This is a genomic window from Paraburkholderia phenazinium, assembly GCF_900142845.1.
In the GTDB taxonomy this organism is placed as follows: Bacteria; Pseudomonadota; Gammaproteobacteria; order Burkholderiales; family Burkholderiaceae; genus Paraburkholderia; species Paraburkholderia phenazinium_A.
In genome coordinates this window covers 1,413,518-1,440,426 of sequence record NZ_FSRU01000002.1, presented here as the reverse complement: position 1 = coordinate 1,440,426, position 26,909 = coordinate 1,413,518, and the positions used below count along the sequence as shown (strand labels likewise).

Here is a 26,909-nt window from a genome sequence, read left to right as displayed (position 1 = left end):
CAGGAGGTGTTTCATGGCCAAGTTGTCCAGCAATGCGATTGAAGAACTGAAAGTTGCGACGAGAGGGCAGGTGCTGCTGCCTGCCGATGCCGGTTTCGACGAAGCACGTCATATCTGGAATGCGATGATCGATCGTTGCCCGGCAATGATCGTGCGCTGTGCGGGCGTGGCCGATGTCCGACGCGCGGTGGCCTTCGCGCGCGATAACGACCTGCTGCTGGCGGTGCGCGGCGGCGCGCATAACATCGCGGGCAGCGCCGTCTGCGACGACGGGCTGGTGATCGACCTGTCGCCGATGAAATCAGTCCGGATCGATCCCCTTGCGCGTCGCGCCTATGTCGAACCGGGCGCCACGCTGGCCGATTTCGACCACGAAGCGCAGGCTTTCGGTCTGGCGACACCGCTCGGGATCAATTCGACGACTGGCGTCTCGGGCTTGACGCTCGGCGGTGGATTCGGTTGGCTCAGCCGCAAATACGGGATGACGGTCGACAATCTCGTCTCGGCGGATGTCGTCACGGCGGACGGGGAACGGGTCCGTGCCGCTGCCGATGCGCATGAGGACCTGTTCTGGGCGATTCGCGGCGGCGGCGGCAATTTCGGCGTCGTCACGATGTTCGAATTCGGACTGCATCCGGTCGGGCCGGAGGTGTACGGCGGTCTCGTCGTATTGCCGTTGGAACAGGCGAAAGAGGCGCTCAGGAAATATCGCGCGGCAACCGCCGATATGCCGGACGAACTCTCCGTATGGGCGGTGCTGCGCCTCGCGCCACCGCTGCCGTTCCTGCCGCCGGAGGTCCATGGCAAACCGATCATCGCTTTTGCAAGCTGCTACGTCGGCGCAGTTGCCGACGGCCCTGGCGCGCTCGAGGTCGTGCGGCGCTTCGGCACCCCGTACGGCGAGCATCTCGGCCCGATGCCGTATGCGATGTGGCAGCAGGCATTCGACCCACTGCTGACACCCGGTGCACGCAACTACTGGAAATCGCACAATCTGGCGGAGTTGCCGGACGGCTTGGTGGACGTGCTGATTGACGCCATTGGCAAGCTGCCGTCGCCGCAATGCGAAATCTTCTTCGGTCTGATCGGGGGGCAAACAGCCTCTGTTCCGGTTGAGGCCACGGCCTATCCGAGTCGTAACACGAAATACGTCATGAACGTGCACGGACGCTGGAGCGACGCGAGGGAAGACGAGCGGTGTGTCGGCTGGGCGCGCGATTTCTTCGAGGCGGCTGCGCCTTTTGCGCTGGGCAGCGTGTACGTCAACTTCCTGACGCAGGACGAGAGCGAGCGGATCGGTGCGGCCTATGGTCCGAACTACGACCGTCTGGTCGCGGTGAAGACCCGATACGACCCGCACAACCTGTTCCGGCATAACCAGAACATCAAGCCTTCTGCGTCATAGCGGGCGCCTGGTGCGCACCCGTCGTCCACGATCCGGCATGCCAGGCGCGCGTCGTCACCGAAACGCGCGCGTTTCCTGCCGGCGTTACGGGGAAAGGTGCGCCTACCCATGAAAACGAAAAATCGCATTGAATGCGTCTATTGATGCAGAACGGGATCGCAGCACGCGCCAGGGCGTGGGGCGCCGGGCCTGCGCGAACCCGATTAGCGATGCGCGCGCATGTAGGCCTCGATTGCCGTCACGGCCGCGCGAACGTGCGGCTGCTTGCGCAGATCGCGGTGATAGACCAGATAGAACGGCTGAGTGGGGCCCACGATATCCGTTTCGACGCGAATGAGGTCGGTGTTTCGTGGGTCTTTCTCGAGGAATGCAGCAAGGCCCGCGCCTTGACGAACCGCTTCCACGATGGCTTCCATCGAACTTGAGCGGAACGCGAACCGCGTCGCGCCAAGCGTGCGCATCCATTGCTCGTGCGGCAGTCCTTTCCAGCGCTCGTCGAGTCCGACAAACGGATGCACCGACGCCTCACCCTTGCCGAGCCGACGCGTAGGCAGATGGCGCCGCACATAGTCTGAGGACGCGAACAGCGCGAACCGGAAACTGGCCAGGTGCTTTTCCACCAGCACATTCGACGTGGAGCGCGTGAGGCGAACGGCGATGTCGGCCTCACGCGCGGCCACATCGGCCATCCGGTTCTCTCCCACCAGTTCCAGATCGACCAGGGGATACGCCTCGCGGAACGCGAGCAGCGAGCGGGCGAGCGTGTGGGCCATGCCATCCGGCACGCTGATCCGCAGCGTCCCGGCCAGCATGGTTTGATCGCGGCGCAGCGCATCGAGTCCGTGCGCCAGCCCTTCGGCGAGCCGCACCATCCGCAACGCCTCCGGCTTCAACTCCGTGCCCGACTGGCTGCGATACACCAACTGGCAGCCCATCGCAGCTTCCAGCGCATCCAGCCGGCGTGCGGTTGTCGAGGTCGAAAGGCCTAGCGCCTTGCCCGCGGCGAGCAGGCTCCCGGCTCGATGCACCGCCAGAAGAATACGCAGATCGTCCCAGGAAAGTGTTTCCATATATGGGCATCAGCTTACCGTGATATTCCGTATACAGGAACATCCGGGATGCGCAAACTTGACCCATGAAAATCATTCTGATTGGTGCGGGGCGGATCGGCAGCGCCGTGGCCTTCTGCCTAGCCAAAGCCGGCCATGACGTCGCAGTCGTGGCGCGAGGTGCGCGTCTCGCCGCGCTGAGTCGCGACGGCGCAATCGTCGCCGTTGACGGGCAACGCATGCCGGTCAAGGTCGAGGCGGCGTTCGATCCGGCCATCCCCTACGATCTGGCGATCGTCACCGTCCCCGAACACCAGCTCGCCCCGCTTCTGCCGGCGTTATCGGCGAGCCGCGCGAACACCATCCTGCTGATGTTCAATACGTTTCAAGGCACCGAACCCTATCGGACCCTCGTAGGCGCCGAACGCTTCGCCTTCGGGTTCCCGAATATGTCGGCTTATCTGGTGGACCAGCGGCTACGCTTTCGGGTGGATGGCCCCGGCATGGTAACGACGATGTCAAACGCCGTGCTGGCGAAACGCTTCAAGGAGGCCGGGATGCCGTGCGAGGTGGAGGACGACATGGACGCATTCCTCCGAAGTCACGTCGCGCTTGTGGTGCCGCTTTTTCTCGCGGCATTGCTCACGTGGCGGCGAGCTACCCAGCTCACATGGTCCGAGGCAAGACAGCTTGAGGTTGCATGGACGGAAGGTTTCGAACTGGTCCGCGGTCTGGGCCACACGCCGAAGCCTCGCGTGCTCGCGACGCTTTTGCATATGCCGTCGTTCGCGCGCACGGGTGTGTTGTGGCTTCTGAGTCGCTCGCGGCCCGTCAAGGATCTCGGTGAGTTCGGCCCAACGGAGACGCGCGCGCTGATCGATGCGATGGCGGCAGCCGGGCCCGGCAAAACCCCGCGCTTGCTGGCGCTTCGACCTTAGCTTGCGAAGGGCGGCTAGCCATTCTCAACGCGCCATCGATGAACGGAGTGGGCGAATGTCCCTTGAGGGTCTTCTCGCGTTAGCTGTTCAGGTCGAGGCTTTAGCGCGTACTCCGATGCATCCTCATTCCTCGAGCATCGCCCGCATATCGACGGTGCGCGCATTCGTGTTGCTACGGCGTTTCGCCATCCACATCATGAAGGTGATGAAGCTGCCGAACACCACGATGATCCAGGGCACCGGCAGCTTCGCCGTGAGCAGAATCGCATAGAGACCCAGCATCAGCAGCACCGCCAGATTCTGGTTGAAATTCTGCACGGCGATGGAATGCCCCGCGGACAGCAACGTCGCGCCGCGATGCTGCAGCAGGGCATTCATCGGCACAATGAAAAATCCCGACAGCGCGCCGAGCAGGATCATCAGCGGATAGGCGAGCACGATATAGATCGGCGCCACAAACGGACCGACGCGAATGCCCATGCCCGGTGGAAACAGTCCCTTGCTGTAGAACGCCATGGCGATTGCGACCGCGCCGGTAATGATGCCGACCGGCAGCACCTTCAGCGAACTGCGCAGCGGCACCAGCGTCGCGGCGGCGGCCGCGCCGACGGCGATGCCGAGCCCCGTGATGCCCTGCATGACGGCCGCCTTCGAGAGCGACAACCCAAGGTTCACGTCGGCCCACTTCAGCACCAGCAACTGCAGCGTCACCGCGCCGCCCCACATCAGCGTGGTCACCCACAGCGCGATCTGCGCGAGCTTGTCGGCCCACAGCACGTTGAAGCAATGCGTGAAATCGCCGACCAGCTTCTTCGGTTCCTTGAGGCGGTTCGGATAGCGCGCGCCCGTATCGGGGATGCCCACGTTGATGACGGCGGCGATCGCATAGGTCAGCATGACGGCGAGCATCGCCAGGTCGGCCGCGGAACGGATCAGCGGCAGGTGCGCGTGCGCGACAAAGTGAGTCGCATAGGTGCTGATCAGCGCGCCGCCGAGCATGGTGCCGACGATCGTCGACAGCACGGTGGCGGACTCGAGCCACGCGTTCGCCGCGACCAGCCGGTCGGCGGGCAGCAATTCAGTCAGGATGCCGTATTTGGCGGGGGAGTAGGCCGCCGCGCCGAAGCCGACCACGCCATAGGCGATCATCGGATGCACGCCGGCGATCATCATCAGGCAGCCGCTCGCCTTGAGCGCGTTCGAGACGAACATCACATGGCGTTTTTGCAGCGCATCGGCGAACGCACCGACGAACGGCGCCAGCAGCACGTACGACACTGTGAAGAAAATCTGCAGCATGGGCGTGACCCAGGCCGACGAGCGGATCACCGAGAGCAGTGCAATCGCCGCGATCAGCAGCGCATTGTCGGCGAGCGATGACACGAACTGCGCCGCGATGATCGTATAGAAGCCTTTTTTCATTAAGCAGTTCGGGATGCTGCGCGGGATCTCGCGCCGGATTGGATGACAGCGTGTACGACGGTGCGACGAAAATCGAGTCCGGCGCGGCCTGTGGCTTTGTAGCATGAAGCGGCGTTGCATGCAGGGGCGCCGCGCAGGCACTCCGGCATGCAAGCATTTGGGCCGGTACCGTTGCCAAGCGCTATCGGCCATCGGCTACCGGCCGCCGGTGCCAGGTGCCAGGTGCCAACAAAAAAGCGGCCGAAGCCGCTTTGCACCCGTTGCAGCCTTACGCCGCTTGCTGCCTGGTACGGCTGTAGCGCGAGAGGATCGGCACCATCTGGGCGTACAGCTTCGGATTGCCCGCGACGATTTCGCCGATGTGCAGGAAGTCCGAGTCGCCCGTGTAGTTACCCACCAGACCGCCCGCTTCGGTGATCAGCAGGCTGCCGGCAGCCATGTCCCATGCGTGCAGGCCCTGTTCGAAGAAGCCGTCCAGGCGGCCCGCGGCGACGTTCGCCAGATCCAGCGCAGCCGCGCCCGGGCGGCGCAGGCCGGCGCAGGCTTCGGTCATTTCCTTGAAGAGGCGGCCGTAGGCGTCGAGGCCGTCGGTTTCGCGGAACGGGAAGCCCGTGCCGATCAGGCCGTCGGCCAGACGGTCGCGACGGCCCACACGGATGCGGCGGTCGTTCAGGAACGCGCCGCGGCCGCGCGAGGCGGTGAACAGGTCGTTGCGGTTCGGATCGTAGACGACGGCTTGCGTCACGATGCCCTTATGCGCCAGAGCGATCGACACGCAGTAGTACTGGAAGCCGTGGATGAAGTTCGTGGTGCCGTCGAGCGGGTCGATGATCCACTGGTACTCGGACTCGTTGTCCGACTTGCCGGATTCTTCGGCGAGGATGGCGTGATCGGGGTAGGCGGTCTTCAGCGTGTCGATGATTGCCGCTTCCGATGCCTTGTCGACCTCCGTGACGAAATCGTTGTGTTGTTTCTTGCTGACCTGGACCAGGTCGAGATCGAGCGAGGCCCGGTTGATGATCTGCGCGGCGCGGCGGGCGGCCTTGACGGCGATGTTGAGCATGGGATGCATGAGCCTGGATCCTTGTGCCGGGGCAGCGCGGCTGCTTACCGGTAATGAGCTGAAAATGAACTGGATATCAGTTGAAACAGCGCAGCTGAAACAACACGGAACGACCGCTGGACAGGCGTTCCGTCGACGGAGACGAATTGGATAAGAACGAGGCGCTGGTACGAAACTGGCGCGAATAGCCGTGATTTTACCCGACTCCGGGGTTCTCCGGCAGCACGCCGCGCGATGCCGGTAGGTTCGCGAGCCGGTTGGCGCTACCATACGGTCTTTAGCTCCCCATTTTCATCGTGGCCAACACCCACACGCCCCACACTCCGCCTTCGTCCGAACTCTGCGCGCCGGACAGCGCCGCGCCCGTGCGCGGCGGTTTTACCTCGACCCGCTTCGTGCTCGTCGAGCCCAGCCATCCCGGCAACGTAGGGGCGGCGGCGCGGGCGCTGAAAACAATGGGTTTTTCACGCCTCGTGCTGGTCGCGCCGCGCGTGCCGCATGTGCAGTCCGATCCCGAGGCGATCGCCATGGCCAGCGGTGCGGACGACGTGCTGGCCGGCGCACACATCGTGCCGACGCTGGCGGATGCGCTCAATGGCGTCTCCTGGTCGGTGGCGCTGACGGCGCGCTCGCGCGAATACGGGCCGCCCCAGCTTGTGCCGCGCGCGGCCGCCGCGCACGCGCGCGAGCACGCGGTGCATGGCGAGATTGCGCTGGTGTTCGGCAATGAGCGGACCGGTTTGTCGAACGAGGACGTCGAGCGGTGCAGCGCGCTCGCGCATATTCCGGCCAATCCGGCCTACAGCTCGCTCAATCTGGCGCAGGCCGTGCAGGTGCTGGCGTACGAGTTGCGCCTCGCGTATCTCGGTCTGGGCGGTGGTACTGGCGCGCCTGCAGGCAACGGCCGCGGCGTCGAAGGGCAGGGCGCGGCGGCCGCTTCGCTCGCGCAGAGCGACGACATCGAAGGCATGTACGCGCACCTGGAAGACGCACTCGTCGCGCTCGAGTTTCTCGATCCGGCCAATCCGAAGAAGCTGATGTCGCGTCTGCGGCGCCTGTTCGCCCGCTCCGGGCTCGAACGCGAAGAGGTCAACATCGTGCGCGGGATCGCCAAGCACATCCTGCTGAAGGTGAAGCAGCCGGACGACGGCACGCCCTGAAGCCGGCTTGGGTTCGTGCGGATGCCCCGTTGCCGACCTTGCCGGCAACGGGGGCATCCGGCAGCTTTCGCACAATCGCCCTACAATCCTCGAAATCCTATAAGCAAAGCTGCCGGTCTGCTAACCGGCAGTGTTCCGTCGTGCGCCGTCAGGCGGCGACGGTTTCCCGTCCCTACGAAAGCGTCACTGCCATGTTCACGAGACTTCGCGAAGACATTGCCACGATCCGCGAGCGCGATCCCGCCGCCCGCAGCGCCTGGGAAGTGCTCACGTGTTATCCGGGCCTGCATGCGCTCGTGCTGCACCGGCTGGCGCACGCCTTGTGGCGGGGCAAACGCCGCTGGCTGGCGCGCTGCGTGTCGCAGACGGCGCGTTTTCTGACGGGCATCGAGATCCACCCGGGCGCGACAGTCGGCCGCCGCGTGTTTATCGATCACGGTATGGGCGTGGTGGTCGGCGAGACGGCGGAAATCGGCGACGACTGCACGATCTATCAGGGTGTGACGCTCGGCGGCACTTCGCTGACGCGCGGGGCCAAGCGGCATCCGACGCTCGAGCGCGGCGTGATTGTCGGTGCGGGCGCCAAGGTGCTCGGCGGCTTTACGATCGGCGCGGAGGCAAAAATCGGTTCGAACGCGGTGGTCGTCAAGCCGGTGCCGGCAGGCGGCACGGCGGTGGGCAATCCGGCGCGCGTGATCGTGCCGGCGGCGGTGCCGGTGACGGCCACGGCCGGCTGTGATGCAAAGCCCGCGCCGGAGCGTGCCGCATTCTGCGCGTATGGCATCACGCCGAACGCGGACGATCCGGTGTCGCTCGCCATCCACGGCCTGATCGATCAGGCAGCGAACCAGTCGCAACGCATCGACGAGATCGTCGCCGCGCTGGAGCGGCTCGGCACCCGCCTCGAGGCGCTGCAAGGCGCGGACGCGGCGCTGCTCGATTTGCGGCGTTTGTCCGCGGCGATTGCAGGGAAAGCAGAGGGTGTGGCGCTCGAACGCTGAGGGCGTGGGCGGTACCCGTCCGTTAGCGCAATGAACAGGTCAACGCGCGCCGCCGCCGTCAATCGAGCGGCAATGCCCGGAGTCCGTCGGCGTCGATGCGCAGATAGCCGCCACGGTGCTCGCCGTGGTCGAAATCCCAGTCGGGCAGCACCCAGCGCGTGCCGCCGGGCTCGCGATGGCGAGCCGGCCGGTGCGTGTGGCCATGCACGAGGGTTGTTGTCCCGCTCTCCTTGAACAGCGCGGCCACGCCTTCGGGCGTCACGTCATACTTGGGCGACACCGGCCGCGAGCGGCCTTCCTGGCTCGCCGAACGCATCCGTTCCGCGAGCGCCCGGCGCCATCTGAACGGCGAGGCGAGAAACAGCATCTGGGCGAAACGGCAGCGCGCGAAACGGCGAAACCGCAGATAGGCGCGATCCGCCGTGCAGAGTGCGTCGCCGTGCGCGAGCGTGATGCGCGTGCCGAACGCGGTGATCACGAACGGATCGGGCAACCAGATTGCACCGGCCGCTTTCATGAAGCGCTTGCCGAGCAGGAAATCGCGATTGCCGTGCATGATGTAGAGCGCGATGCCGCGCTCGGACAGCGTGTGCATCAATGCCGCCATGCGCGCGACGAACGGCTCGCTCAGCATGTCGTCGCCGATCCAGTACTCGAACAGGTCGCCGAGAATGAAAACGGAATCGGCTTCTTCCGCGGTGACGCGCACGAAGTGTTCGAACGCGGCGACCGTGTGCGGGATCGTCTCGCTCAGATGCAGATCCGAAATGAAGAACAGCGGGCGTGCGCCATGCGGGCGTTTGCCCTCGCCAGGCACGCCCGCGGCGACGCTTCGCAGCGGCGTTTCTTGCAGCATTGAAGGGTGCCTGATTTGAATTGCTGTGAGTGCGCGGTCTTTTGATCCGGCGAGGCAAGCGCCGGCCGGATCAAAAGACCGTACCACGCGCAGGTTGGCCCGGCTCGCGCCGGACCCAACCCAGCGAGTCATGCTGTGCCTTAGCGCCGACAGCACGGCCGGCGCACAGCCCAATGCCTACGCGACTTACTCGACGATAACCGCTTTCTCGATGATCACGTCGTCGGCCGGCACGTCCTGATGGAAGCCCTTCGAACCGGTCTTCACCTTCTTGATCTTTTCGACGATGTCGAGACCGTCCACCACCTTGCCGAACACCGCGTAACCCCAGCCTTGCGGCGTCGGCGACGAGTGGTTCAGGAAGTCGTTGTCGTTGACGTTGATGAAGAATTGCGCCGTCGCCGAATGCGGGTCGTTGGTGCGTGCCATCGCGATCGAGCCGTTGACGTTCTTCAGGCCGTTGTTCGCTTCGTTGGTGATCGGCGCTTCGGTCGGCTTTTGCTTCATGCCGGGTTCGAAACCGCCGCCCTGGATCATGAAGCCGTCGATCACGCGGTGGAACACCGTGTTGTCGTAGTGACCGGCCTTCACGTAGTTGAGGAAGTTCTCAACCGACTTCGGTGCTTTCTCGGCGTCCAGTTCGAGTTTGATGACGCCGTGATTCGTGTGCAGTTCGACCATGATGGAATCCTTTGATGAACAGGTGGGTGGAAGGCGCGGCGCATCGCATGGAGTGGATGGGGCCGCGCCGGGGCATGCATGGCGCAGGGGGCGGCGATCGCCAGGATCGCCGGGGCGTGCACCTGCTAGTTTACTTGCTGACGACGGTCGCCGATTCGATCACGATCGGCGTTTGCGGCACGTCGGCCATCGGGCCGCGCGTGGTGGTGGGCGTGCCTTCGATCTTCTTCACGACATCCATGCCGGCGGTCACCTTGCCGAACACGGCGTAACCATTGCCGTCCTGGCCCGGATAGTCGAGGCCGGCGTTATCCGCGGTGTTGATGAAGAATTGCGCCGTGGCCGAATCCGGGTCGCTGGTGCGCGCCATCGCGATCGTGCCGACTGCGTTCTTCAGGCCGTTGCGGCTCTCAAGCGGGATCGGCGCGCGCGTCGGCTTTTCCGCGTAGCTCTGCGTGAAGCCACCGCCCTGGATCATGAAGCCGGGAATCACGCGGTGGAAAATCGTGCCGCTGTACTGGCCGGCCTTCACGTAGTCGAGGAAGTTCGCGACCGTCTTCGGCGCCTTCTCGGGGTACAGCTCGACGCGGATGTCGCCGTCCGTGGTCTTGAAGAGGACGGACGGATGCGCAGCCGGCGTAGCGGACTGGGCAAAAGCGGGTGCGTTCGCGATCAGGGCGGCGCTACCGAGCGCCAGCATCAACCATTTCATGAAGATCCTCAGGGTGGAAAAAAACGTTGGCGATCAGTGGGCTTATTGCGACGGCGCCATATACGGCGGCTGGGCGAGCGAACCGTTCGGGCCGCCGAACTGGAAGCTCGGCGATTCCGTAATGTTCGAGGTGGCGCGGTTCGTGTAGTCGTCCGGCGCGGCAACCTTCTTGACCGGCTTCTCGCTGCTCTTCGGCGGCGAGATGATCTTCTGGATATCCGCGAGGCGCTGCTGCGTCGGACCGGTGGCCTGGCCGAGGTCGTGCGCGCGCTGGTAGGCCGAGTCGGCGAGGCGCAGATACAGGTCGCCGAGATTTTCGTAGGCGAGACCGTAGTTGGGGTTTGCCTTGGTCGCGGTTTCGAGTGCTTCGCGGGCTTCCGTATAGCGGCCGTGCTTCGCGTACAGCGCAGCCAGGTTGTTGTACGGCTCAGGCAATTCCGGGTAAGTCTGCGTCAGCGCGATGAAAGCGTTGATCGCTTCGTCGTCGCGGTTCAGGTGAGCCAGGATGGTGGCGCGCTTGAACTGCGCCTGTGCGTCGCGCGGATTCGAGGCAATGCGTGCGTCGAGTTGCGTGAGCGCGGCGTTCCAGTTTTTTTGCTCGATCGAGGTGTCGATTTCCGGTGTGCCGTCGCGCACGGCCGGGCCTTGCGCCGTGACGGGCGTCTTCTGCGCATACGCGGAGGCGCCCGGCAATAGCATGACAGCGAGGCCGCACAGGGCCGTCGCGGCGAGGGTCGCGGCGCTTCGCGCGCGGCCGCTGGAAGGTTTCATAGGCTCAGGTCTGGATGTTATACTCCGACCCATTCTAACAAAAGGTCTGCGCGTTCCGTCGAACCACAGACTGTCTTTTCGCCACTCGTGGTCGTCTCCGCCTTGATCGCAGCCTGACCGCCGCATTAGGTGCACCGGTTTGCTGCTGTTGTATGTGCCATACCCGCCATGCCTGTTTTGTCTGGAGCGGGCACGGCGCGCACGAAACACATTGCGGATTTCTTTCGGCCCACGCATCGTCTCTATGGAATCACTGCGCATCTACAACACGCTCGCGCGTGACAAGCAAACTTTCGTGCCGCTGCAAGAGGGCGTCGTACGGATGTACGTCTGCGGGATGACGGTGTATGACTACTGTCATATCGGTCACGCACGCGTGATGGTTGTGTTCGACATCGTGCAGCGTTGGCTGCGTACGCTCGGCTACAACGTGACCTACGTGCGCAATATTACCGATATCGACGACAAGATCATCCGCCGCGCGGTCGAGAACGGCGAGACGATCAAGTCGCTGACCGATCGCTTCATCGCGGCGCTGCATGAAGATGCGGACGCACTCGGCATCGAGCGGCCCGACCGCGAACCGCGCGCCACGGACTATATTCCGCAGATGCTCGGCATGATTGAAAAGCTCGAGGCCAACGGCTACGCGTATCAGGCCGGTGACGGCGACGTGAATTACGCCGTGCGCAAATTTTCTGGTTACGGCAAGCTATCGGGCAAATCGCTCGAAGACCTGCGGGCCGGCGAGCGTGTCGCGGCTAACGACGCGAAGCTGGATCCGCTGGATTTTGTCCTGTGGAAACAGGCCAAGCCCGAGGAGCCGGCGGACACGGGTTGGGATTCGAAATACGGGCGCGGCCGTCCAGGTTGGCACATTGAATGCTCGGCGATGGGCTGCACGTTGCTCGGCGACCATTTCGACATTCATGGCGGCGGGCAGGACCTGCAGTTTCCGCACCACGAAAACGAAATCGCGCAAAGCGAAGGCGCGACAGGTCAAACGTTTGTCAATTACTGGATGCACAACGGCTACGTTCAGATCGACAATGAGAAGATGTCGAAGTCGCTCGGCAACTTCTTTACGATCCGCGAAGTGCTGGCGCAGTACGATGCCGAAGTCGTGCGCTTTTTCATTGCGCGAGCGCACTACCGTTCGCCGCTGAACTATAGCGACACGCATATCGACGACGCGCGCAACGCTCTCACGCGCCTGTACACGTCGTTGAAGGATGTGACGCCGGACGAGGCCGAACTCGACTGGAACGAAGCGCACGCGCAGCGTTTTCGCGCGGCGATGAACGACGACTTCAACACGCCGGTGGCAGTGTCGGTGCTGTTCGAGTTGGCAAGTGAGGTCAATCGCACGCGCGATGCCGCGCTGGCCCGACAACTGCGTGCGCTTGCGCGCATCGTCGGACTGCTCGGCCGTGAGCCGCGTGCGTTCCTGCAGCAGGCTGCGGGCAGCGCGAGTGAAGGCGCGCTCGGCGCCGCCGCGATCGAAGCAAAGATCGCCGCGCGCGTGGCCGCCAAGCAGGCGAAGGACTATGCGGCAGCAGACCGGATTCGGGCCGAATTGCTCGAAGCCGGCGTTGCACTTGAAGACAAACCCGGCGGGTTGACCGAGTGGCGGCGCGTGTGAGCGCACCTCGTACTTCCCTTTGATCGACTCGCCAGGCAGGAGGCAGGATGGCAACGGCCACGAAGACGCTGGCTAAACGGGCTGCGTCTCAAACAGGCGCGGCAGCCGCAGTGAAATCGACGCGCACGCGCAGCGGCAGCGCGGCGAAAGCAGCGTCGGCATCGCCGGCATTGGCTAAGGTCGCCGGCAAGACAGGCAGTACCGCAAAAAAGACCGCCGTGAAGCGCGCGCTCAACGGTGCGTCTGCGCATGCGCCGAAGCTCGCCAAGGGGGCGAAAGCGCCGCGCGTGTCGCGTGCGAAACATCATGGCGGTAACGGCGCCGTGCCGGCCGAACGCGTCGACGACGCGCAGGAACTCGCGCGCGATGATCTGCATGAGGGCGAAGTTGTCCGCAAGACGCGTGTCCTCGACGATGCGGATGTCGCCGTGGCGGTGCAGGTGGGCGGCCTGACGCCGGAAGTCACGCGCCCTGCGTACTGGGACAAGGCCTGCGCCGATCTCGTCAAGCGCGACCGCATCCTCAAGAAACTGATTCCGAAATTCGGTCCGGTGCATCTGCTGAGCCGCGGCGATCCGTTCGTCACGCTCGCGCGTTCCGTCGTGGGACAGCAAATCTCGGTGGCCTCGGCGCAGGCTGCGTGGCAGCGTGTCGAAAGCGCCTGTCCGAAGCTCGTGCCGCAGCAGTTCATCAAGCTCGGCCAGGACAAGCTGATGGCATGCGGCCTGTCGAAGCGCAAGGCGGAATACATTCTCGATCTGGCCGAGCACTTCGTTTCCGGTGCGTTGCACGTGGGCAAGTGGACCTCGATGGAAGACGAGGCGGTGATCGCCGAGCTCACGCAGATCCGCGGCATCGGCCGCTGGACCGCGGAGATGTTTCTGATCTTCAATCTGTCGCGCCCGGACGTTCTGCCGCTCGACGACCTCGGCCTGATCCGCGCAATCAGCCTCAACTATTTCAGCGGCGAACCGGTGACGCGCAGCGAAGCGCGCGAGGTGGCCGCGAACTGGGAACCGTGGCGTACGGTCGCAACCTGGTATATGTGGCGTAGTCTGGATCCGTTGCCGGTGGATTATTGAGCGCCCAAGCCTGACGCTTCGCGCCAGGCCCCACAAGGGGGCGGTAAGCGAACTTGGGGCGGCCCGGCGTTTTCTTGCGGAATCTAGTTTGATGTGATGCTGCCTCTATGCTATCGATTTTTATGAGTCGATAGTTTCGAGGTAGTTTTGACAGCGGCGGTCGCGGTTAGAATACGCGCTGCCTGGTAAGTCCAAGGATTAAAACCAATGAAGACCACTTTTCTGGATTTCGAGCAGCCGATCGCGGAACTCGAAGCGAAGATCGAAGAATTGCGCTTCGTGCAGGACGATTCGGCCGTCGATATTTCGGAAGAAATCGAGCGGCTGTCCAAGAAGAGTCAGCAGCTCACCAAGGATCTCTACGCCAACCTGTCCCCGTGGCAGGTTTCGCAAATTGCCCGTCATCCGCAGCGCCCATACACGTTCGATTACGTGGCCGAACTGTTCACCGATTTCCACGAACTGCACGGCGACCGTGCGTTCGCGGACGATCTGGCGATTGTCGGCGGCTTTGCGCGTTTCAACGGTCAGGCATGCATGGTGATCGGCCACCAGAAGGGGCGCGACACCAAGGAGCGCTCGCTGCGCAACTTCGGCATGCCGCGTCCGGAAGGCTATCGCAAGGCCGAACGGTTGATGCGTCTCGCCGAAAAATTCGGCTTGCCGCTCTTCACGTTTATCGACACGCCGGGCGCTTATCCCGGCATCGGCGCGGAAGAGCGCGGCCAGTCGGAAGCCATTGGCCGCAATCTGTACGTGATGGCCGAACTGAAAACGCCGATCATCTCGACGATCATCGGTGAAGGCGGTTCGGGCGGCGCGCTGGCTATCGCCGTGGGCGACAGTGTGCTGATGCTGCAATTCTCGACCTACTCGGTGATCTCGCCGGAAGGCTGCGCGTCGATTCTGTGGAAGAGCGCGGCGAAGGCGCCGGAAGCGGCCGAAGCGCTGGGCCTCACCGCGCATCGTCTGAAGGCGCTCGGCCTGATCGACAAGATCGTCAACGAGCCGCTCGGCGGCGCGCATCGCGATCCGAAGGGCATGGCCGCCATGTTGCGCCGCGCGCTGGCCGATTCGCTGCGTCAGTTCCAGGGCATGAGCGTTCCGGACCTGCGTCAACGCCGCTTCGACCGGCTGATGTCGTACGGCAAGTTCAAGGAAACGACGCCGGGCGTATAAGCCGGCCGTACTCCACACTCCAGGGCGCTTAGCGCCGCCGCGCCGTGACCCACCCCGCTGACTCTCCCGCCGACCGCCTCGTTCTCGAGGCGGTCGGCGCAGCGCTTTCTGCGCTGTCTCCGTCTGCTCGCTCCGGGCATGCGGCAGACGCACGCGTGGCGATCGCATTCAGCGGCGGTATCGACTCCAGCGTATTGCTCGACGCCGCGGTGCGCGTCGCCGGCCCGTCGCGTTGCATCGCGCTGCATGTTCATCACGGTCTCAGTCCTCACGCCGATCACTGGCTCGCGCACTGCGAGGCGTTCGCGCGCGAGCGTGGCATCGCGTTTGCGGCAGAGCGTGTCGAGGTTGTGTGCGAGGCGGGCGTGAGCGTCGAGGCGGCTGCGCGCGAGGCGCGTTATCGTGCGCTCGACGCGTTGTGTGCGCAGCACGGCGCGAGCACGCTGTGGCTCGCGCAGCATGCCGACGATCAGGCCGAAACGGTGCTGCTGCAGTTGCTGCGCGGAGCCGGGCTGGCCGGTCTTGCCGCGATGGCCCACGAGTACTTGCCCGCCGGCGCTACGGTGACGCGCGTGCGGCCGCTGCTGCGATTGTTGCGCGCGCAACTAGAGCAGTACGCGGCGGGGCGAGGGCTGAAGTGGGTCGACGACGAATCGAATGCGGATACCCGCTATGCACGCAATGCCTTGCGCCATGACGTGCTGCCCACGCTGTCCGTCCATTTTCCGGGCTTTCGCGATGCGCTGGCGCGGACGGCGGGCCATGCGGCGTCCGCGCAACGTCTGCTCGACGAACTGGCGCGTCTCGACATGCAGACCGTCGCGGACGACGTGAGCCACGCGCTTTCACGCGACGCACTGCTCGCACTCGACGACGATCGCGCGCTGAACCTCCTGCGTTTCTGGATGCGCTCAGTAGGGTTGCCGGCGCCATCCACCGCGCGTCTCACGGATGCCTTGCGGCAACTGCGCGAAGCCGGCGAGGGCCACAGCCTGCGCGTCGATCATGCGGGGCAGGCGTTGCGCAGCTATCGCGGGCAGATTTACTGGGAAGCGGGCGACAGCGCCGAGCCCGCCGACGAGACCGCATTCGTTGCGCGTGCTGTGAGCGAGCTTGCCTGGCAGGGCGAAACAATCTGGCGTTTGCCGCAATGGCGCGGCACCTTCGTGTTTGCCGAGTCCGCTGCTGACGACCCTGACGCCGTGCCAGTTGCGCTCCTCAGCACGGCGCCGCTCACGGCGCGCTCGCGCAGCGGTGGCGAGCGCATGCGCAGCAGTGCGCAAGGCCCGGGCCGCACGCTCAAGAACCTGTTTCAGGAGCGCGGCGTGCCGGCGTGGAAGCGCGACGTGCCGCTGCTGTTCGCGGGCGACACGCTGCTGTTCGTGCCGCTGCTCGGCGTGAACCGCGCGGCCTGGCCTACGCCGGACGCCGCCGGCGCAGACGCCGGCACCGGCACTCCCGATGCGAAAGCACGCTACGTGCGGATCGACTGGCGCGACGATCTGCTGATCGCCTGACCGACCGGTCGGGCACTTGCGGCGAAGCTCCGAAATCGCGTCGCAAGACGATCTACGGTGCCTCGGAGCAGGGCGCAACCCCTTGGCGCACAAGCCTTTGCAACGCTCATTGCCGGGTTTTTGGCTTGTCTTTTTGCGCCCGATCGGGTACGTTAACTTGTTTGCCCGAAGCCGCTATTGCCGTCATTTTGATGCGCTTTTGCTGTTTTCCGGCCGTTTTCTGTGTTTCCCGGCGACCATAAGCCACCGGGGAGCCGCCAGCCAGCGGCCTTTGGCGATTCCTCGCGGGCAAATCCGCGCGTGCTGCACGTGCGCTGCATCTACGCCGCTATCCTTCACACTTCGCCGTCGTTCCTGAAACGTTGAGCTCTTGTGCCTTGGTGCGGTCGTCTCCAGCGCGGCAGCGCGGTTACTTCTCCAGTTCAGAACGACAATGGCACTCATCGTACATAAATACGGCGGTACTTCGATGGGCTCGGTCGAGCGCATCAAGAACGTCGCGAAGCGGGTCGCGAAATGGCACAAGGCCGGTCACAAGATGGTCGTCGTGCCCTCGGCGATGTCCGGCGAAACCAACCGCTTGCTCGGCCTCGCGAAAGACATTTCGGCCCAGCCGAGCCCACGCGAGCTCGACATGATTGCCGCCACCGGCGAGCAGGTCAGCTCGGGCCTGCTCGCCATCGCGCTGCAGGAAGCGGGCGTCGACGCGGTCAGCTACGCCGGCTGGCAAGTGCCGGTCAAAACCGACAGCGCCTTCACCAAGGCACGCATTAGCGAAATCGACGGCGAGCGCGTACTGCGCGATCTCGAAGCGGGCAAGGTGGTGGTGATTACCGGCTTCCAGGGTATCGACCCGGAAGGCCATATCACCACGCTCGGCCGCGGCGGTTCGGACACTTCGGCAGTGGCCGTCGCGGCCGCGCTGAAAGCGGACGAGTGCCTGATCTATACGGACGTGGACGGTGTCTACACCACCGACCCGCGCGTGGTTGAAGAAGCGCGTCGGCTCGACCGCGTGACGTTCGAAGAAATGCTGGAGATGGCCAGCCTGGGGTCGAAGGTGTTGCAGATCCGCTCGGTGGAATTCGCCGGCAAATATCAGGTGAAGACGCGTGTCCTGTCGAGCCTGACCGATCCGCTGATCCCGCTCGAAGCCGAAATGACTTCGGGCACCCTGATTACTTTTGAAGAAGACGAGACCATGGAAAAAGCAGTCATCTCGGGCATCGCGTTTCAGCGCGACGAAGCACGTATCGCCGTGATGGGTGTACCCGACAAGCCGGGCATCGCCTACCAGATCCTCGGGCCGGTGGCGGATGCGAATATCGACGTCGACATGATCATCCAGAACCAGAGCGTCGAGGGCAAGACGGCCTTCACGTTCACGGTGGGCCGCGGCGACTATCAGCGCGCCATGGATATCCTCTCGGGCCAGGTGAAGGACCATGTGAAGGCCGAGCAGGTGCTGGGCGACCCGAAGGTGTCGAAGGTCTCGGTGGTCGGCGTCGGCATGCGTTCGCACGTGGGCATCGCGAGCACGATGTTCCGCACGCTGTCGGAAGAGGGCATCAACATCCAGATGATCTCCACCTCCGAAATCAAGATCTCGGTGCTGATCGACGAGAAGTATATGGAGCTCGCCGTGCGCGCGCTTCACAAGGCGTTCGAACTGGATCACGCGTAATTTGCCTTGAAAAGCGGGGCGCATAACGGGGTGTCAACGGTGTGCACGACACCGTCCCGTTTGCGCTTCAGGCGCTGCTTCATGCCTTCGTTGCGGCGTATGTGAACAAATTGCGTCGACGATGACGAATCTGGCACAAAAAATGTGCCGCAGACATTGACCTTCGCGGTTCGGGCCGCTATTATCTTGGCTTCGTCGCGCTGACTCCCTGCGCGACCGAAAGTTTGGGAGACGTGGCCGAGAGGTCGAAGGCACTCCCCTGCTAAGGGAGCATCTGGGCCAAAACCTGGATCGAGGGTTCGAATCCCTCCGTCTCCGCCAGCAATGGCGGCGGAACCCCAAGAGATCGCGGTCTCTTGGGGTTTTGTTTTTTCCGCGACCGTTTTTGATTCGGGTGAGTCGCGTCAGCTTTAAATTCAGGTTGAGGCGCGGACGAAATGTCTTCGCATAGGGCAAGCGCGAATATGTTTCGGATGCCGAAGCAATGCATCGCGAGCAACGGTTGGAGGTCTGCGCAACGCATCCAGCCGTGAGGACGCAAACCTTGTCGCATAGGGGCTGCGCACGATCCGGCGCCTAAAATCCTCACCCCAGGTGTTACCGGCGAGGGCGCTTTTCACCGAAACATGGTCCCTTGTAACCAGACGTTACGTAGCGCTTCAGAGTACGACGTTATGCATCAGTTCTTACAAGTTTGAAATACGCAGACCTTCGCCTTGCGCTATATTTCAGCCAACAACACACACTTGTTAAAAGGTGAATTCCATGAAGTCCGCTCGTCTTGTTCCGCTTCTGATCGGGGTCCTCGCGCTGGGTGCGTCAGGTGCAGCAATGGCCGGCGTGAGCGTGGGTGTCAATATCGGCATTCCGGCGCCGGTGTATGTCGCGCCTGCTCCGTACTACGCACCGCCGCCCCCGCCGCCGCCCGTCGTCTATCAACCGGCTCCCGTGTATTACGGCGGCCCGTCGATCGTGATCGGCTGGCACGGTGACCGTTACTGGGACGGTCGTCGCTACTGGGCACGTGACGACTGGAATCGTCATCATGGTGGCTATGGTGGCGGTTACCATGGCGGCGGCGGTTATCACGACCATGGTCACTGGAATTAAGCTGTACAGCGCCTGTTTCTAGCGCGCAAAGCAAAAAACCGCCTGAAGGGCGGTTTTTTGTTGTCGTGCGTCAGGTTGAACACGCACGCACGGAGGCGCGCAGCGAAAAGCGGTTACGTTACTCCGCAACCGCAGCCATGCCGCCGACCACCGCGTTAAAGCCGCTATCGACGTGCAGAATTTCCGCCGTCACGCCGGCCGCGAGATCGGACAGCAGGAACGCTGCCGAATTGCCGACCTGTTCGATTGTCACATTGCGCTTGAGCGGCGCATTGCCTTCGACGAAATCGAGAATCTTGCCGAAGCCCTTGATGCCGCTTGCCGCCAGCGTCTTGATCGGACCCGCCGAGATGCCATTCACGCGCACGCCTTTCGCGCCGAGCGACACGGCCAGATAACGCACGCTGGCTTCGAGCGAGGCTTTGGCGAGACCCATGGTGTTGTAGTTCGGAATCGCCCGTTCGGCGCCGAGGTAGCTCAAGGTCAGGAGCGCTGCGTCCGGCGACAGCATCGGCAGGGCGGCTTTAGCGAGCGCGGGGAAGCTGTAGGCGGAGATGTCGTGCGCGATGCGGAAATTTTCGCGCGTCATGCCGTCGAGGAAGTCGCCGGCAATCGCTTCACGCGGTGCAAAGCCGATGGAGTGGACGAGGCCGTCGAGGCTGTCCCAGCGTTCCTTCAACGAAGCAAACAGTGCTTCGATTTGCGCGTCGTCAGCGACGTCGCACGGGAAGACCAGATCGCTGCCGAATTCCGTTGCAAACTCGGTGATGCGGTCCTTGAAACGGTCGCCGACATACGTGAACGCCAGTTCTGCGCCTTCGCGCTTGCAAGCCTGCGCAATGCCGTATGCGATCGAACGGTTCGACAGCAGGCCGGTCAGCAAGATTCGTTTACCAGCGAGGAAGCCCATGAATTCTCCTAATGAAGTCAACGCGCCGCGAGCTCAGATGTGCGGGATCGCGCGGGATTATTGGGTAGAATTCTCTCACATTGCAACCGCCCACTGACCAACAAGGCCTCTATGACAACTGGCTCGCGACGGGTTCAAGCGCTTCAGGCAGGCTGGCGCATCATGATGGAAAGGATCTCGCGAGTCCGTTCGCCGGGTGTGCCGGGTTCGCTGGCGGCAACGCTGCTTGTCTTCTTCGGGGCCGGCGTGGGCTTGCTGGCGACGCAATCCGCCAATGCCAGCTATGCCATTGCACAGTACGGCGAACCGAAGTATCCCCCAGGTTTCAAGCACTTCGATTACGTCAATCCGGATGCACCGAAGGGCGGTACGCTGGTGCTGGCCAATCCAAACCGGCAAACGAGCTTCGACAAATTCAATCCGTTCACGCTGCGCGGCAACGCGGCGCCGGGTATGGACTTTCTGTTCGAGAGTCTCGCAACCGGGAGTTCCGACGAAGTCGCCACCGAGTACGGCCTGTTGGCCGACGACATCCGCATCGCGCCGGATGGCCTCTCGACCACCTTTCATATCAATCCGCTCGCGCATTTTTCGAACGGCGATCCGGTGACCGCCGGCGACGTCAAGTTCTCCTTCGACACGCTCAAGAGTCCGCAGGCCGCGCCGGCCTACGCCTCGTATTTCGCCGATATCACGCGCGCCGTGGTGGTCGACGCGCAGACCATCCGCTTCGAGTTTCGTCAACGCAACCGCGAGTTGCCGTTGCTGGCGGGTGGCATTCCCGTGTTCTCGCACAAGTGGGGTGTGAAGCCCGATGGCACGCGTATTCCGTTCGATCAACTCACGTTCGAACCGCCGATCGGCAGCGGCCCCTATCTGATCGACAGCTATAGCAACGGCCGCACGATCACTTACCGGCGCAATCCGAATTACTGGGGCGCGGCGTTGCCGGTGCGGGTCGGCATGAACAACTTCGATCGCATTACCTACAAGCTGTACTCCGACGACACCGCGCGTCGCGAGGCCTTCAAGGCGGGGGAGTACGACGCCATGACGGAAATGGTCGCGCGCAACTGGGTACGGCGCGACGTCGGCAAGCCGTTCGACAATGGCGAGCTGATCAAGCGCGAGTTTCCGCAGCACAATGGCAACGGCATGCAGGGTTTCGTGCTGAACCTGCGCCGGCCGATGTTCCAGGATGTGCGCGTGCGCAAGGCGCTCGATCTCGCGCTGGACTTCCAGTGGCTCGACCGGCAACTGTTTTACAACCAGTACACGCGGATCGACAGTTATTTCGTGAATACCCAGTGGCAGGCCACCGGCATGCCCAGCGCGGGCGAGCTGGCCTTGTTGAACCCGTGGCGCCAACAGCTTGACCCGGCGGTGTTCGGTCCGCTGCCGAAACAGCCCGACACCGATCCCCCCAACTCGCTGCGCGCGAACCTGCTGCAAGCGCGGGCGCTGCTCGCCGAGGCCGGCTGGGTGTATCGCGACGGCGCGCTGCGCAATGCGAAGGGAGAGAAGTTCGAGTTCGAAATGCTGGACGACTCTTCGGGTGCCGCGGTGTGGCCGCCCGTGATGGCAACCTACCAGCGCAATCTCGCGAAGCTCGGGATTACCTTGAACTACCGCACCACGGATTTCGCGGTGTATCAGAAGCGCCTCGATGCATTTGAGTTCGACGCAACGATCATCAAGGTGCCCGATTCACAGGTGCCTGGCACCGACGTGCTGGAACAGTTCGGCAGCAAGTCAGCGGATATCTCCGGCTCAGGCAATCTGGGGGGAATCAGGTCGCCGGCCGTCGACGCCATTTTGCACGCGCTGGTTGGCGCACAAACGCTCGAGCAACTGACCGATGCGACCCACGCGCTCGACCGTGTGCTGATGCATGGCTATTATGTGGTCCCGCAATGGTATAGCTCGGTGTGGCGGGTGGCGTTCAAGCGCGGCATGGCCTGGCCCAAGACCTTGCCGCTGTACTATGACCCGGGTGACTGGATCCCGTCGAGCTGGTGGTTCACGCCGCAGGCGGGGAAGTCCTGACGTCGCGTGGCGGTTCGTTGCCCGTCCCGTCCGTCATCTCAATGTTTTGCACTCGTGCATTGGAAACGCCGCCATGTGGAGCTACATCCTCAAACGCCTGCTGTTGATGATCCCGACTGTGCTCGGCGTATTGACGCTGACCTTTGCGGTGATCCAGTTCGTGCCCGGCGGCCCGGTCGAGCAGGCGGCGCATGAATTGCGCCGAGGCTCCGAAGGCGGTGTGCCGTTCGGGCTGCGCGCGCATAGCGGTGTCGACGCGCAGCAGATTGCGCAGCTCAAGGTGCTGTATGGCTTCGACAAGCCGCCGCTGGTGCGCTACGGGCTGATGCTCAAGCGCTTTGCGACCTTCGACCTGGGGCAGAGCTATTTCCGTCACCAGAGCGTCTGGTCGCTGGTGTTATCCAAATTGCCGGTGTCGATCAGTATCGGCCTGTGGACCTTCTTCCTGACGTATCTGATATCGGTGCCGCTCGGCATCGCCAAGGCGATACGCAACGGCTCGCACTTCGATCTCGTCACCAGTCTGATCGTGCTGATCGGCTATGCCATTCCGGGCTTCGTGCTCGGGGTGCTGCTGCTTGTGCTGTTCGGCGGCGGCTCGTTCCTGCAACTGTTTCCGCTGCGCGGCCTCACTTCGGATAACTGGGCCCAGCTAAGTTTCGGCGCCAAGGTCCTCGATTACCTGTGGCACATCACCTTGCCGATCGTGGCGTCGGTGGTGGGCAGTTTCGCGGTCATCACGATGCTGACGAAGAACGCCTTCCTCGATGAGATCCGCAAGCAATATGTGCTGACTGCGCGGGCCAAGGGACTCTCCGAGCGGCGCGTGCTCTGGAAGCATGTGTTTCGCAATGCTTCGCTGCCGCTGGTCGTCGGTTTTCCGGGCGCGTTCATTGGCGCGTTTTTTACGGGCAGTCTGCTGATCGAAACACTGTTCTCGCTCGACGGCCTCGGCTTGCTCTCGTATCAGTCCGTCATGCAGCGCGATTACCCGGTAGTGCTCGGCACGCTATATCTGTTCACGCTGATCGGCCTCGCCACCAAGCTGATCTCCGACCTGTGCTACGTCTGGGTCGATCCCCGCATTCAATTCGAACAACTGGAGCGCTGACTTGAGTCGAGCCCGCACCCGAGCCGATCTGACGCCGAGCACCGAGCCCGTCCGCGCGTTTGTGTCGCCGTCGCCAGCCCGCCGCGTCTGGCAGCGCTTTCGCAAGCAACGCCTCGGCTACTGGAGTCTGATCGTCTTTATCGTCGCGTTTGCTGCGAGCGTGGCTGCGCCGCTCTGGTCGAACGACAAGCCGGTGGTGGTCCGCTACGACGGGCAACTGTATTTCCCGCTGTTCAAGACGTATGCGGAGACGACCTTCGGCGGCGATTTTCCAACGCCGGCCGATTACCTCGACCCCTACGTGCGCGACCGTTTCAGCAAGCCGGGCAATTTCGCGCTCTATCCGCCGAATCCGTACTACTACGACACGCTCAACTACTTCTCGAAAGTGCCCAATCCCGCACCGCCTTCGCGCGACAACTGGCTCGGCACCGATGACCGCGGCCGCGATCTGTTTGCGCGGCTGGTCTACGGCTTTCGCGTGTCGGTTGAGTTTGCCCTGGTGTTGACGCTGATCGGCACGGTGCTCGGCATCTTCGCGGGTGCGGTGCAGGGCTTCTTCGGCGGCAGGACCGACATCATCGGCCAGAGGCTGATCGAAATCTGGAGTGCAATGCCGGAGCTGTATCTGCTGATCATCTTCGCCTCGATCTTCGAACCGGGTTTCATTCTTTTGATTGTGCTGCTCTCGCTGTTCGGCTGGATCGGCCTGTCCGATTATGTGCGCGCGGAGTTCCTGCGCAATCGTACGCAGGACTACGTACGTGCGGCGCGGGCCATGGGGCTGTCGAACTGGCAGATCATGTGGCGCCATGTCCTGCCGAACAGTCTGACACCGGTCATCACGTTTCTGCCGTTTCGCATGAGCGGGGCGATCCTGGCGCTGACGAGCCTCGACTTCCTCGGCCTGGGGGTGCCGTCGCCGACGCCGAGCCTCGGCGAGCTGCTCTCGCAGGGCAAGGACAATCTCGACGCCTGGTGGATCTCGCTCTTCACGTTCGGCGTGCTGGTCTCCTTGCTGTTGCTGCTGACCTTCATGGGCGATGCGCTGCGTAACGCGCTCGACACCCGCATCTCCGATGCCATGCGCGCCGGAGGCAATCAATGAGCGAGCCGATGCAACACACGCCGGCAGGACCGCTGCTGGAACTCGATCGTCTGCGCGTCACGTTCGGCGAGACCGTCGCGGTGCAAGACGTCACGCTCGCGATTCAACGCGGCGAGCGCGTGGCGCTGGTGGGCGAATCGGGTTCGGGCAAGAGCGTGACCGCGTTATCGATCCTGCGCCTGTTAAGCGATGCCGACGTGAGCGGCACGATCCGCTTCAACGGCGAGGACCTGCTGGCGAAGAGCGAGCGCGAGATGCGCGGCCTGCGCGGCTCGGCCATCGCGATGATCTTCCAGGAGCCGATGTCGGCGCTCAACCCGCTCTACACAGTGGGCGAGCAGATTGCCGAAACGATCGTCGTGCATGATGGCGTGCCCGCCAAGGAAGCGCGCAAGCGTGCCGTTGCGCTGCTTGCGCGCACGGGCATCGCGGAGCCGGGCAAACGCGTCAATAGCTATCCGCATCAGCTCTCCGGCGGTCAACGGCAGCGCGCGATGATCGCCATGGCGCTGGCCTGCCGGCCGCGTCTGTTGCTCGCCGACGAACCGACCACCGCGCTCGACGTGACGATCCGCGCGCAGATCGTCGAGCTGCTGCTCGAACTGCAACGCGACGAAGCGGAAAAGCGCGGTATGGCCGTGCTGCTGATTACGCATGACCTGAATCTCGTGCGTCACTTTGCGCAGCGCGTGGCGGTGATGGAGCGCGGCGTGCTGGTCGAAAGCGGACCCGTCGAGCAGGTCTTCGCATCGCCGCAGCATCCCTACACGCAACGTCTGCTGCAAAGCCGGCCTGAGCGCGCCGTGGTGCCAGTGCTGCCGATCTCACCGGTGCTGCTCGAAGCGCGCGACGTCTCGGTCGAATTCAAAACGAAATTGCCGGGTTTCGCCGGCTGGTTCCGCTCGGGACGGTTTCGCGCCGTCGCCGATGCGAGCGTGTCGGTGCGGCAAGGGGAGACGCTTGGCATCGTCGGCGAATCGGGCTCGGGTAAATCGACGCTCGCCATGGCGCTGCTCGGCCTGCAGGGCACCGCGCACGGCGAGATCGAATTTCAGGGCAGGGCGCTCGCGAGCTATCGCGGCCGCGAACAGACCGTGCTGCGCTCGAATATGCAGGTGGTCTTCCAGGATCCGTTCAGCTCGCTGTCTCCGCGCCAGACCATCGAGCGGATCGTCGGCGAGGGACTCGCGCTGCATCGTCCGCAACTCGATGCCGCAGCCCGGCGCGACAAGGTGATTGCCGTGCTGCGCGAGGTGGGACTCGACCGCACGGTGCTGTACCGCTATCCGCACGAATTTTCCGGCGGGCAGCGGCAGCGGATCGCGATTGCCCGGGCTCTGGTGCTCGAACCGCGGATCCTGATTCTCGACGAGCCGACCAGCGCACTCGACGTGTCGATCCAGCAGCAAGTGCTCAAACTGCTGGCCGGGTTGCAACATAAGTACAACCTCGGCTTCGTCTTCATCAGTCACGACCTGGCCGTGATCGGCGCGATGGCGCACCGGGTGGCGGTCATGCAGAACGGTTCGATCGTGGAAACCGGCGAGGTGGAGAAGATTTTTGCGACGCCGGCCCATCCTTACACTCGAAAGCTTCTGAAAGCCGCGCTCGTGGACTGATTTTCACCAATTGGGTGCGTGTCCCGATTGTATTTTTCTATTTGTTTTGACACACGAATACTTACTAGCTAGTATCGACCAAACTTTTTTCCGTATCCCACTGATTTTTAGGCAAAAACTACCGACCAATGCAGCACCGAAACTTAACCCAGGCTTGCACGCGCGTCGTCGCCGGGATGTTCATTGGCGTACTGATGGCAGCAGCTCCCGGCGCGTTCGCCGACGAAGTAAGCAGTTTGAATCAGAATGCTTCATTTTCGACCCAGGACGGGTCGAATCCCCTGTCCGCTCCCACTTCGCAAACACCCAGTACTGCAGCCGATAACGGCAGCAGCGCCCGGTCGTTTTTGTCCGGCATGGCCGGCAAAGCGGGCGACGTGGTGGTCGGCGCGCTCAATATGATCGGCGTGCGTTACCGCTGGGGCGGCAATACGCCGGACTCGGGCCTCGATTGCAGCGGTTTCGTCCGTTACGTGTTCCAGGACACGCTGGGCATGGCCCTGCCGCGCCGCGCTGAGGAAATGAGCCGGGTCGGCGAAAAGGTCAGCATGAGCAACCTGAAGCCGGGCGATCTGGTCTTTTTCAATACCATGCGCCGTACGTTCTCGCACGTTGGCATCTATATCGGCGACAACAAGTTTGTGCACTCGCCTTCTACCGGCAGCACGATCCGCGTCGACGATCTGGACGACGGCTACTGGGAAAAGCGCTTCACGGGTGCACGCCGGGTCGAAACGTCGTATCAGGGTTCGGAAGATCTGAAGCAGCGCGTCAATGCTGCGATCGGTGGCGGTAACAACTAAGCCCCAAGGTCTTTGCCCGCGATGTAAAAAAGCCTGCTTC

General features: G+C 63.3%; 23 protein-coding genes and 1 tRNA gene. 16 read left to right on the top strand and 8 right to left on the bottom strand.

Annotation, left to right across the window (positions count from 1 at the left end; translation table 11 throughout):
* The first annotated feature begins 13 nt into the window (after window positions 1-13).
* A complete protein-coding gene (locus BUS12_RS23485) occupies window positions 14-1,405 on the top strand; it encodes an FAD-binding oxidoreductase (protein ID WP_074299770.1) in 1,392 nt (463 codons plus the stop codon).
* A 203-nt stretch (window positions 1,406-1,608) separates the two neighbouring features.
* Here BUS12_RS23485 and BUS12_RS23480 read toward each other — a convergent pair whose 3' ends face one another.
* Window positions 1,609-2,475 carry a LysR family transcriptional regulator gene (locus tag BUS12_RS23480; protein ID WP_074299768.1) on the bottom strand — a complete coding sequence of 289 codons (867 nt, stop codon included), beginning with the start codon at window positions 2,473-2,475 and terminating at the stop codon, window positions 1,609-1,611.
* 65 nt (window positions 2,476-2,540) lie between these two features.
* On the opposite strand from BUS12_RS23480, the gene BUS12_RS23475 reads away from it, so the two are divergent.
* Window positions 2,541-3,392 carry a ketopantoate reductase family protein gene (locus BUS12_RS23475; RefSeq protein ID WP_074299765.1) on the top strand — a complete coding sequence of 284 codons (852 nt, stop codon included), beginning with the start codon at window positions 2,541-2,543 and terminating at the stop codon, window positions 3,390-3,392.
* Window positions 3,393-3,515: 123 nt separating this feature from the next.
* On the opposite strand, the gene lplT is transcribed toward BUS12_RS23475, so the two are convergent.
* Both lplT and BUS12_RS23465 read right to left on the bottom strand, forming a co-directional pair.
* A complete protein-coding gene (lplT, locus tag BUS12_RS23470) occupies window positions 3,516-4,814 on the bottom strand; it encodes a lysophospholipid transporter LplT (protein WP_074299763.1) in 1,299 nt (432 codons plus the stop codon).
* Between the two features lie 268 nt (window positions 4,815-5,082).
* Complete coding sequence (locus BUS12_RS23465) at window positions 5,083-5,886, bottom strand: inositol monophosphatase family protein (protein ID WP_074299761.1); 804 nt, start codon at window positions 5,884-5,886, stop codon at window positions 5,083-5,085.
* A 284-nt stretch (window positions 5,887-6,170) separates the two neighbouring features.
* Here BUS12_RS23465 and BUS12_RS23460 point away from each other — a divergent pair, with 284 nt between their 5' ends.
* Together BUS12_RS23460 and cysE are read left to right on the top strand one after the other, a co-directional pair.
* On the top strand, window positions 6,171-7,037 hold the full coding sequence (locus tag BUS12_RS23460; RefSeq protein ID WP_437123889.1) for an RNA methyltransferase: 867 nt from the start codon (window positions 6,171-6,173) through the stop codon (window positions 7,035-7,037).
* Window positions 7,038-7,228: 191 nt separating this feature from the next.
* Complete coding sequence (gene cysE / locus BUS12_RS23455) at window positions 7,229-8,038, top strand: serine O-acetyltransferase (protein ID WP_074299757.1); 810 nt, start codon at window positions 7,229-7,231, stop codon at window positions 8,036-8,038.
* 58 nt (window positions 8,039-8,096) lie between these two features.
* Here cysE and BUS12_RS23450 read toward each other — a convergent pair whose 3' ends face one another.
* From BUS12_RS23450 to BUS12_RS23435, 4 genes are all read right to left on the bottom strand, one after another.
* Window positions 8,097-8,894 (bottom strand): UDP-2,3-diacylglucosamine diphosphatase, encoded by a 798-nt coding sequence (locus BUS12_RS23450; RefSeq protein ID WP_074299755.1) that lies wholly within the window; start codon window positions 8,892-8,894, stop codon window positions 8,097-8,099.
* A gap of 186 nt (window positions 8,895-9,080) precedes the next feature.
* The gene (locus tag BUS12_RS23445) at window positions 9,081-9,575 is read right to left on the bottom strand and encodes a peptidylprolyl isomerase (protein WP_074264214.1); all 495 of its coding nucleotides are present in this window, start codon (window positions 9,573-9,575) and stop codon (window positions 9,081-9,083) included.
* A 130-nt stretch (window positions 9,576-9,705) separates the two neighbouring features.
* Entirely contained in the window at window positions 9,706-10,287 is a 582-nt protein-coding gene (locus BUS12_RS23440) for a peptidylprolyl isomerase (protein WP_074299753.1), read from the bottom strand.
* A 42-nt stretch (window positions 10,288-10,329) separates the two neighbouring features.
* On the bottom strand, window positions 10,330-11,058 hold the full coding sequence (locus BUS12_RS23435) for a tetratricopeptide repeat protein (RefSeq protein ID WP_074299751.1): 729 nt from the start codon (window positions 11,056-11,058) through the stop codon (window positions 10,330-10,332).
* A gap of 244 nt (window positions 11,059-11,302) precedes the next feature.
* Between BUS12_RS23435 and cysS the strand changes: the two genes are divergently transcribed.
* The 7 genes from cysS to BUS12_RS23400 all read left to right on the top strand — a co-directional run bounded on the left by cysS (window position 11,303) and on the right by BUS12_RS23400 (window position 19,272).
* Entirely contained in the window at window positions 11,303-12,700 is a 1,398-nt protein-coding gene (cysS, locus tag BUS12_RS23430) for a cysteine--tRNA ligase (protein ID WP_074299749.1), read from the top strand.
* 47 nt (window positions 12,701-12,747) lie between these two features.
* Window positions 12,748-13,782: a DNA-3-methyladenine glycosylase family protein gene (locus BUS12_RS23425; protein ID WP_074299747.1), complete on the top strand. Its 1,035-nt coding sequence runs from the start codon at window positions 12,748-12,750 to the stop codon at window positions 13,780-13,782.
* A 207-nt stretch (window positions 13,783-13,989) separates the two neighbouring features.
* Window positions 13,990-14,961, top strand: coding sequence for an acetyl-CoA carboxylase carboxyltransferase subunit alpha (locus BUS12_RS23420; protein WP_074299745.1), 972 nt, complete (start codon window positions 13,990-13,992; stop codon window positions 14,959-14,961).
* Window positions 14,962-15,005: 44 nt separating this feature from the next.
* Window positions 15,006-16,478, top strand: coding sequence for a tRNA lysidine(34) synthetase TilS (tilS, locus tag BUS12_RS23415; protein ID WP_074299743.1), 1,473 nt, complete (start codon window positions 15,006-15,008; stop codon window positions 16,476-16,478).
* Between the two features lie 433 nt (window positions 16,479-16,911).
* Window positions 16,912-18,162, top strand: coding sequence for an aspartate kinase (locus BUS12_RS23410; protein ID WP_074299741.1), 1,251 nt, complete (start codon window positions 16,912-16,914; stop codon window positions 18,160-18,162).
* A 227-nt stretch (window positions 18,163-18,389) separates the two neighbouring features.
* Window positions 18,390-18,483, top strand: a tRNA-Ser gene (locus BUS12_RS23405).
* A gap of 444 nt (window positions 18,484-18,927) precedes the next feature.
* Window positions 18,928-19,272, top strand: coding sequence for a hypothetical protein (locus BUS12_RS23400; protein WP_074299739.1), 345 nt, complete (start codon window positions 18,928-18,930; stop codon window positions 19,270-19,272).
* A 118-nt stretch (window positions 19,273-19,390) separates the two neighbouring features.
* Here the strand turns inward: BUS12_RS23400 and fabI are convergent, their stop codons facing one another.
* The gene (gene fabI / locus BUS12_RS23395) at window positions 19,391-20,182 is read right to left on the bottom strand and encodes an enoyl-ACP reductase FabI (protein WP_074299737.1); all 792 of its coding nucleotides are present in this window, start codon (window positions 20,180-20,182) and stop codon (window positions 19,391-19,393) included.
* A 111-nt stretch (window positions 20,183-20,293) separates the two neighbouring features.
* Between fabI and BUS12_RS23390 the strand changes: the two genes are divergently transcribed.
* From BUS12_RS23390 to BUS12_RS23370, 5 genes are all read left to right on the top strand, one after another.
* Window positions 20,294-22,228, top strand: a complete 1,935-nt coding sequence (locus BUS12_RS23390) for an extracellular solute-binding protein (RefSeq protein WP_074299735.1) — start codon at window positions 20,294-20,296, stop codon at window positions 22,226-22,228.
* 73 nt (window positions 22,229-22,301) lie between these two features.
* Window positions 22,302-23,339 carry a microcin C ABC transporter permease YejB gene (locus BUS12_RS23385; protein WP_074299733.1) on the top strand — a complete coding sequence of 346 codons (1,038 nt, stop codon included), beginning with the start codon at window positions 22,302-22,304 and terminating at the stop codon, window positions 23,337-23,339.
* Window position 23,340: 1 nt separating this feature from the next.
* Window positions 23,341-24,447, top strand: coding sequence for an ABC transporter permease (locus BUS12_RS23380; RefSeq protein WP_074299731.1), 1,107 nt, complete (start codon window positions 23,341-23,343; stop codon window positions 24,445-24,447).
* On the top strand, window positions 24,444-26,066 hold the full coding sequence (locus tag BUS12_RS23375; protein WP_074299729.1) for an ABC transporter ATP-binding protein: 1,623 nt from the start codon (window positions 24,444-24,446) through the stop codon (window positions 26,064-26,066). The genes BUS12_RS23380 and BUS12_RS23375 overlap by 4 nt, the downstream gene beginning before the upstream one ends.
* Before the next feature lie 128 nt (window positions 26,067-26,194).
* Window positions 26,195-26,869 carry a C40 family peptidase gene (locus tag BUS12_RS23370; protein ID WP_074299727.1) on the top strand — a complete coding sequence of 225 codons (675 nt, stop codon included), beginning with the start codon at window positions 26,195-26,197 and terminating at the stop codon, window positions 26,867-26,869.
* Window positions 26,870-26,909 lie beyond the last annotated feature (40 nt).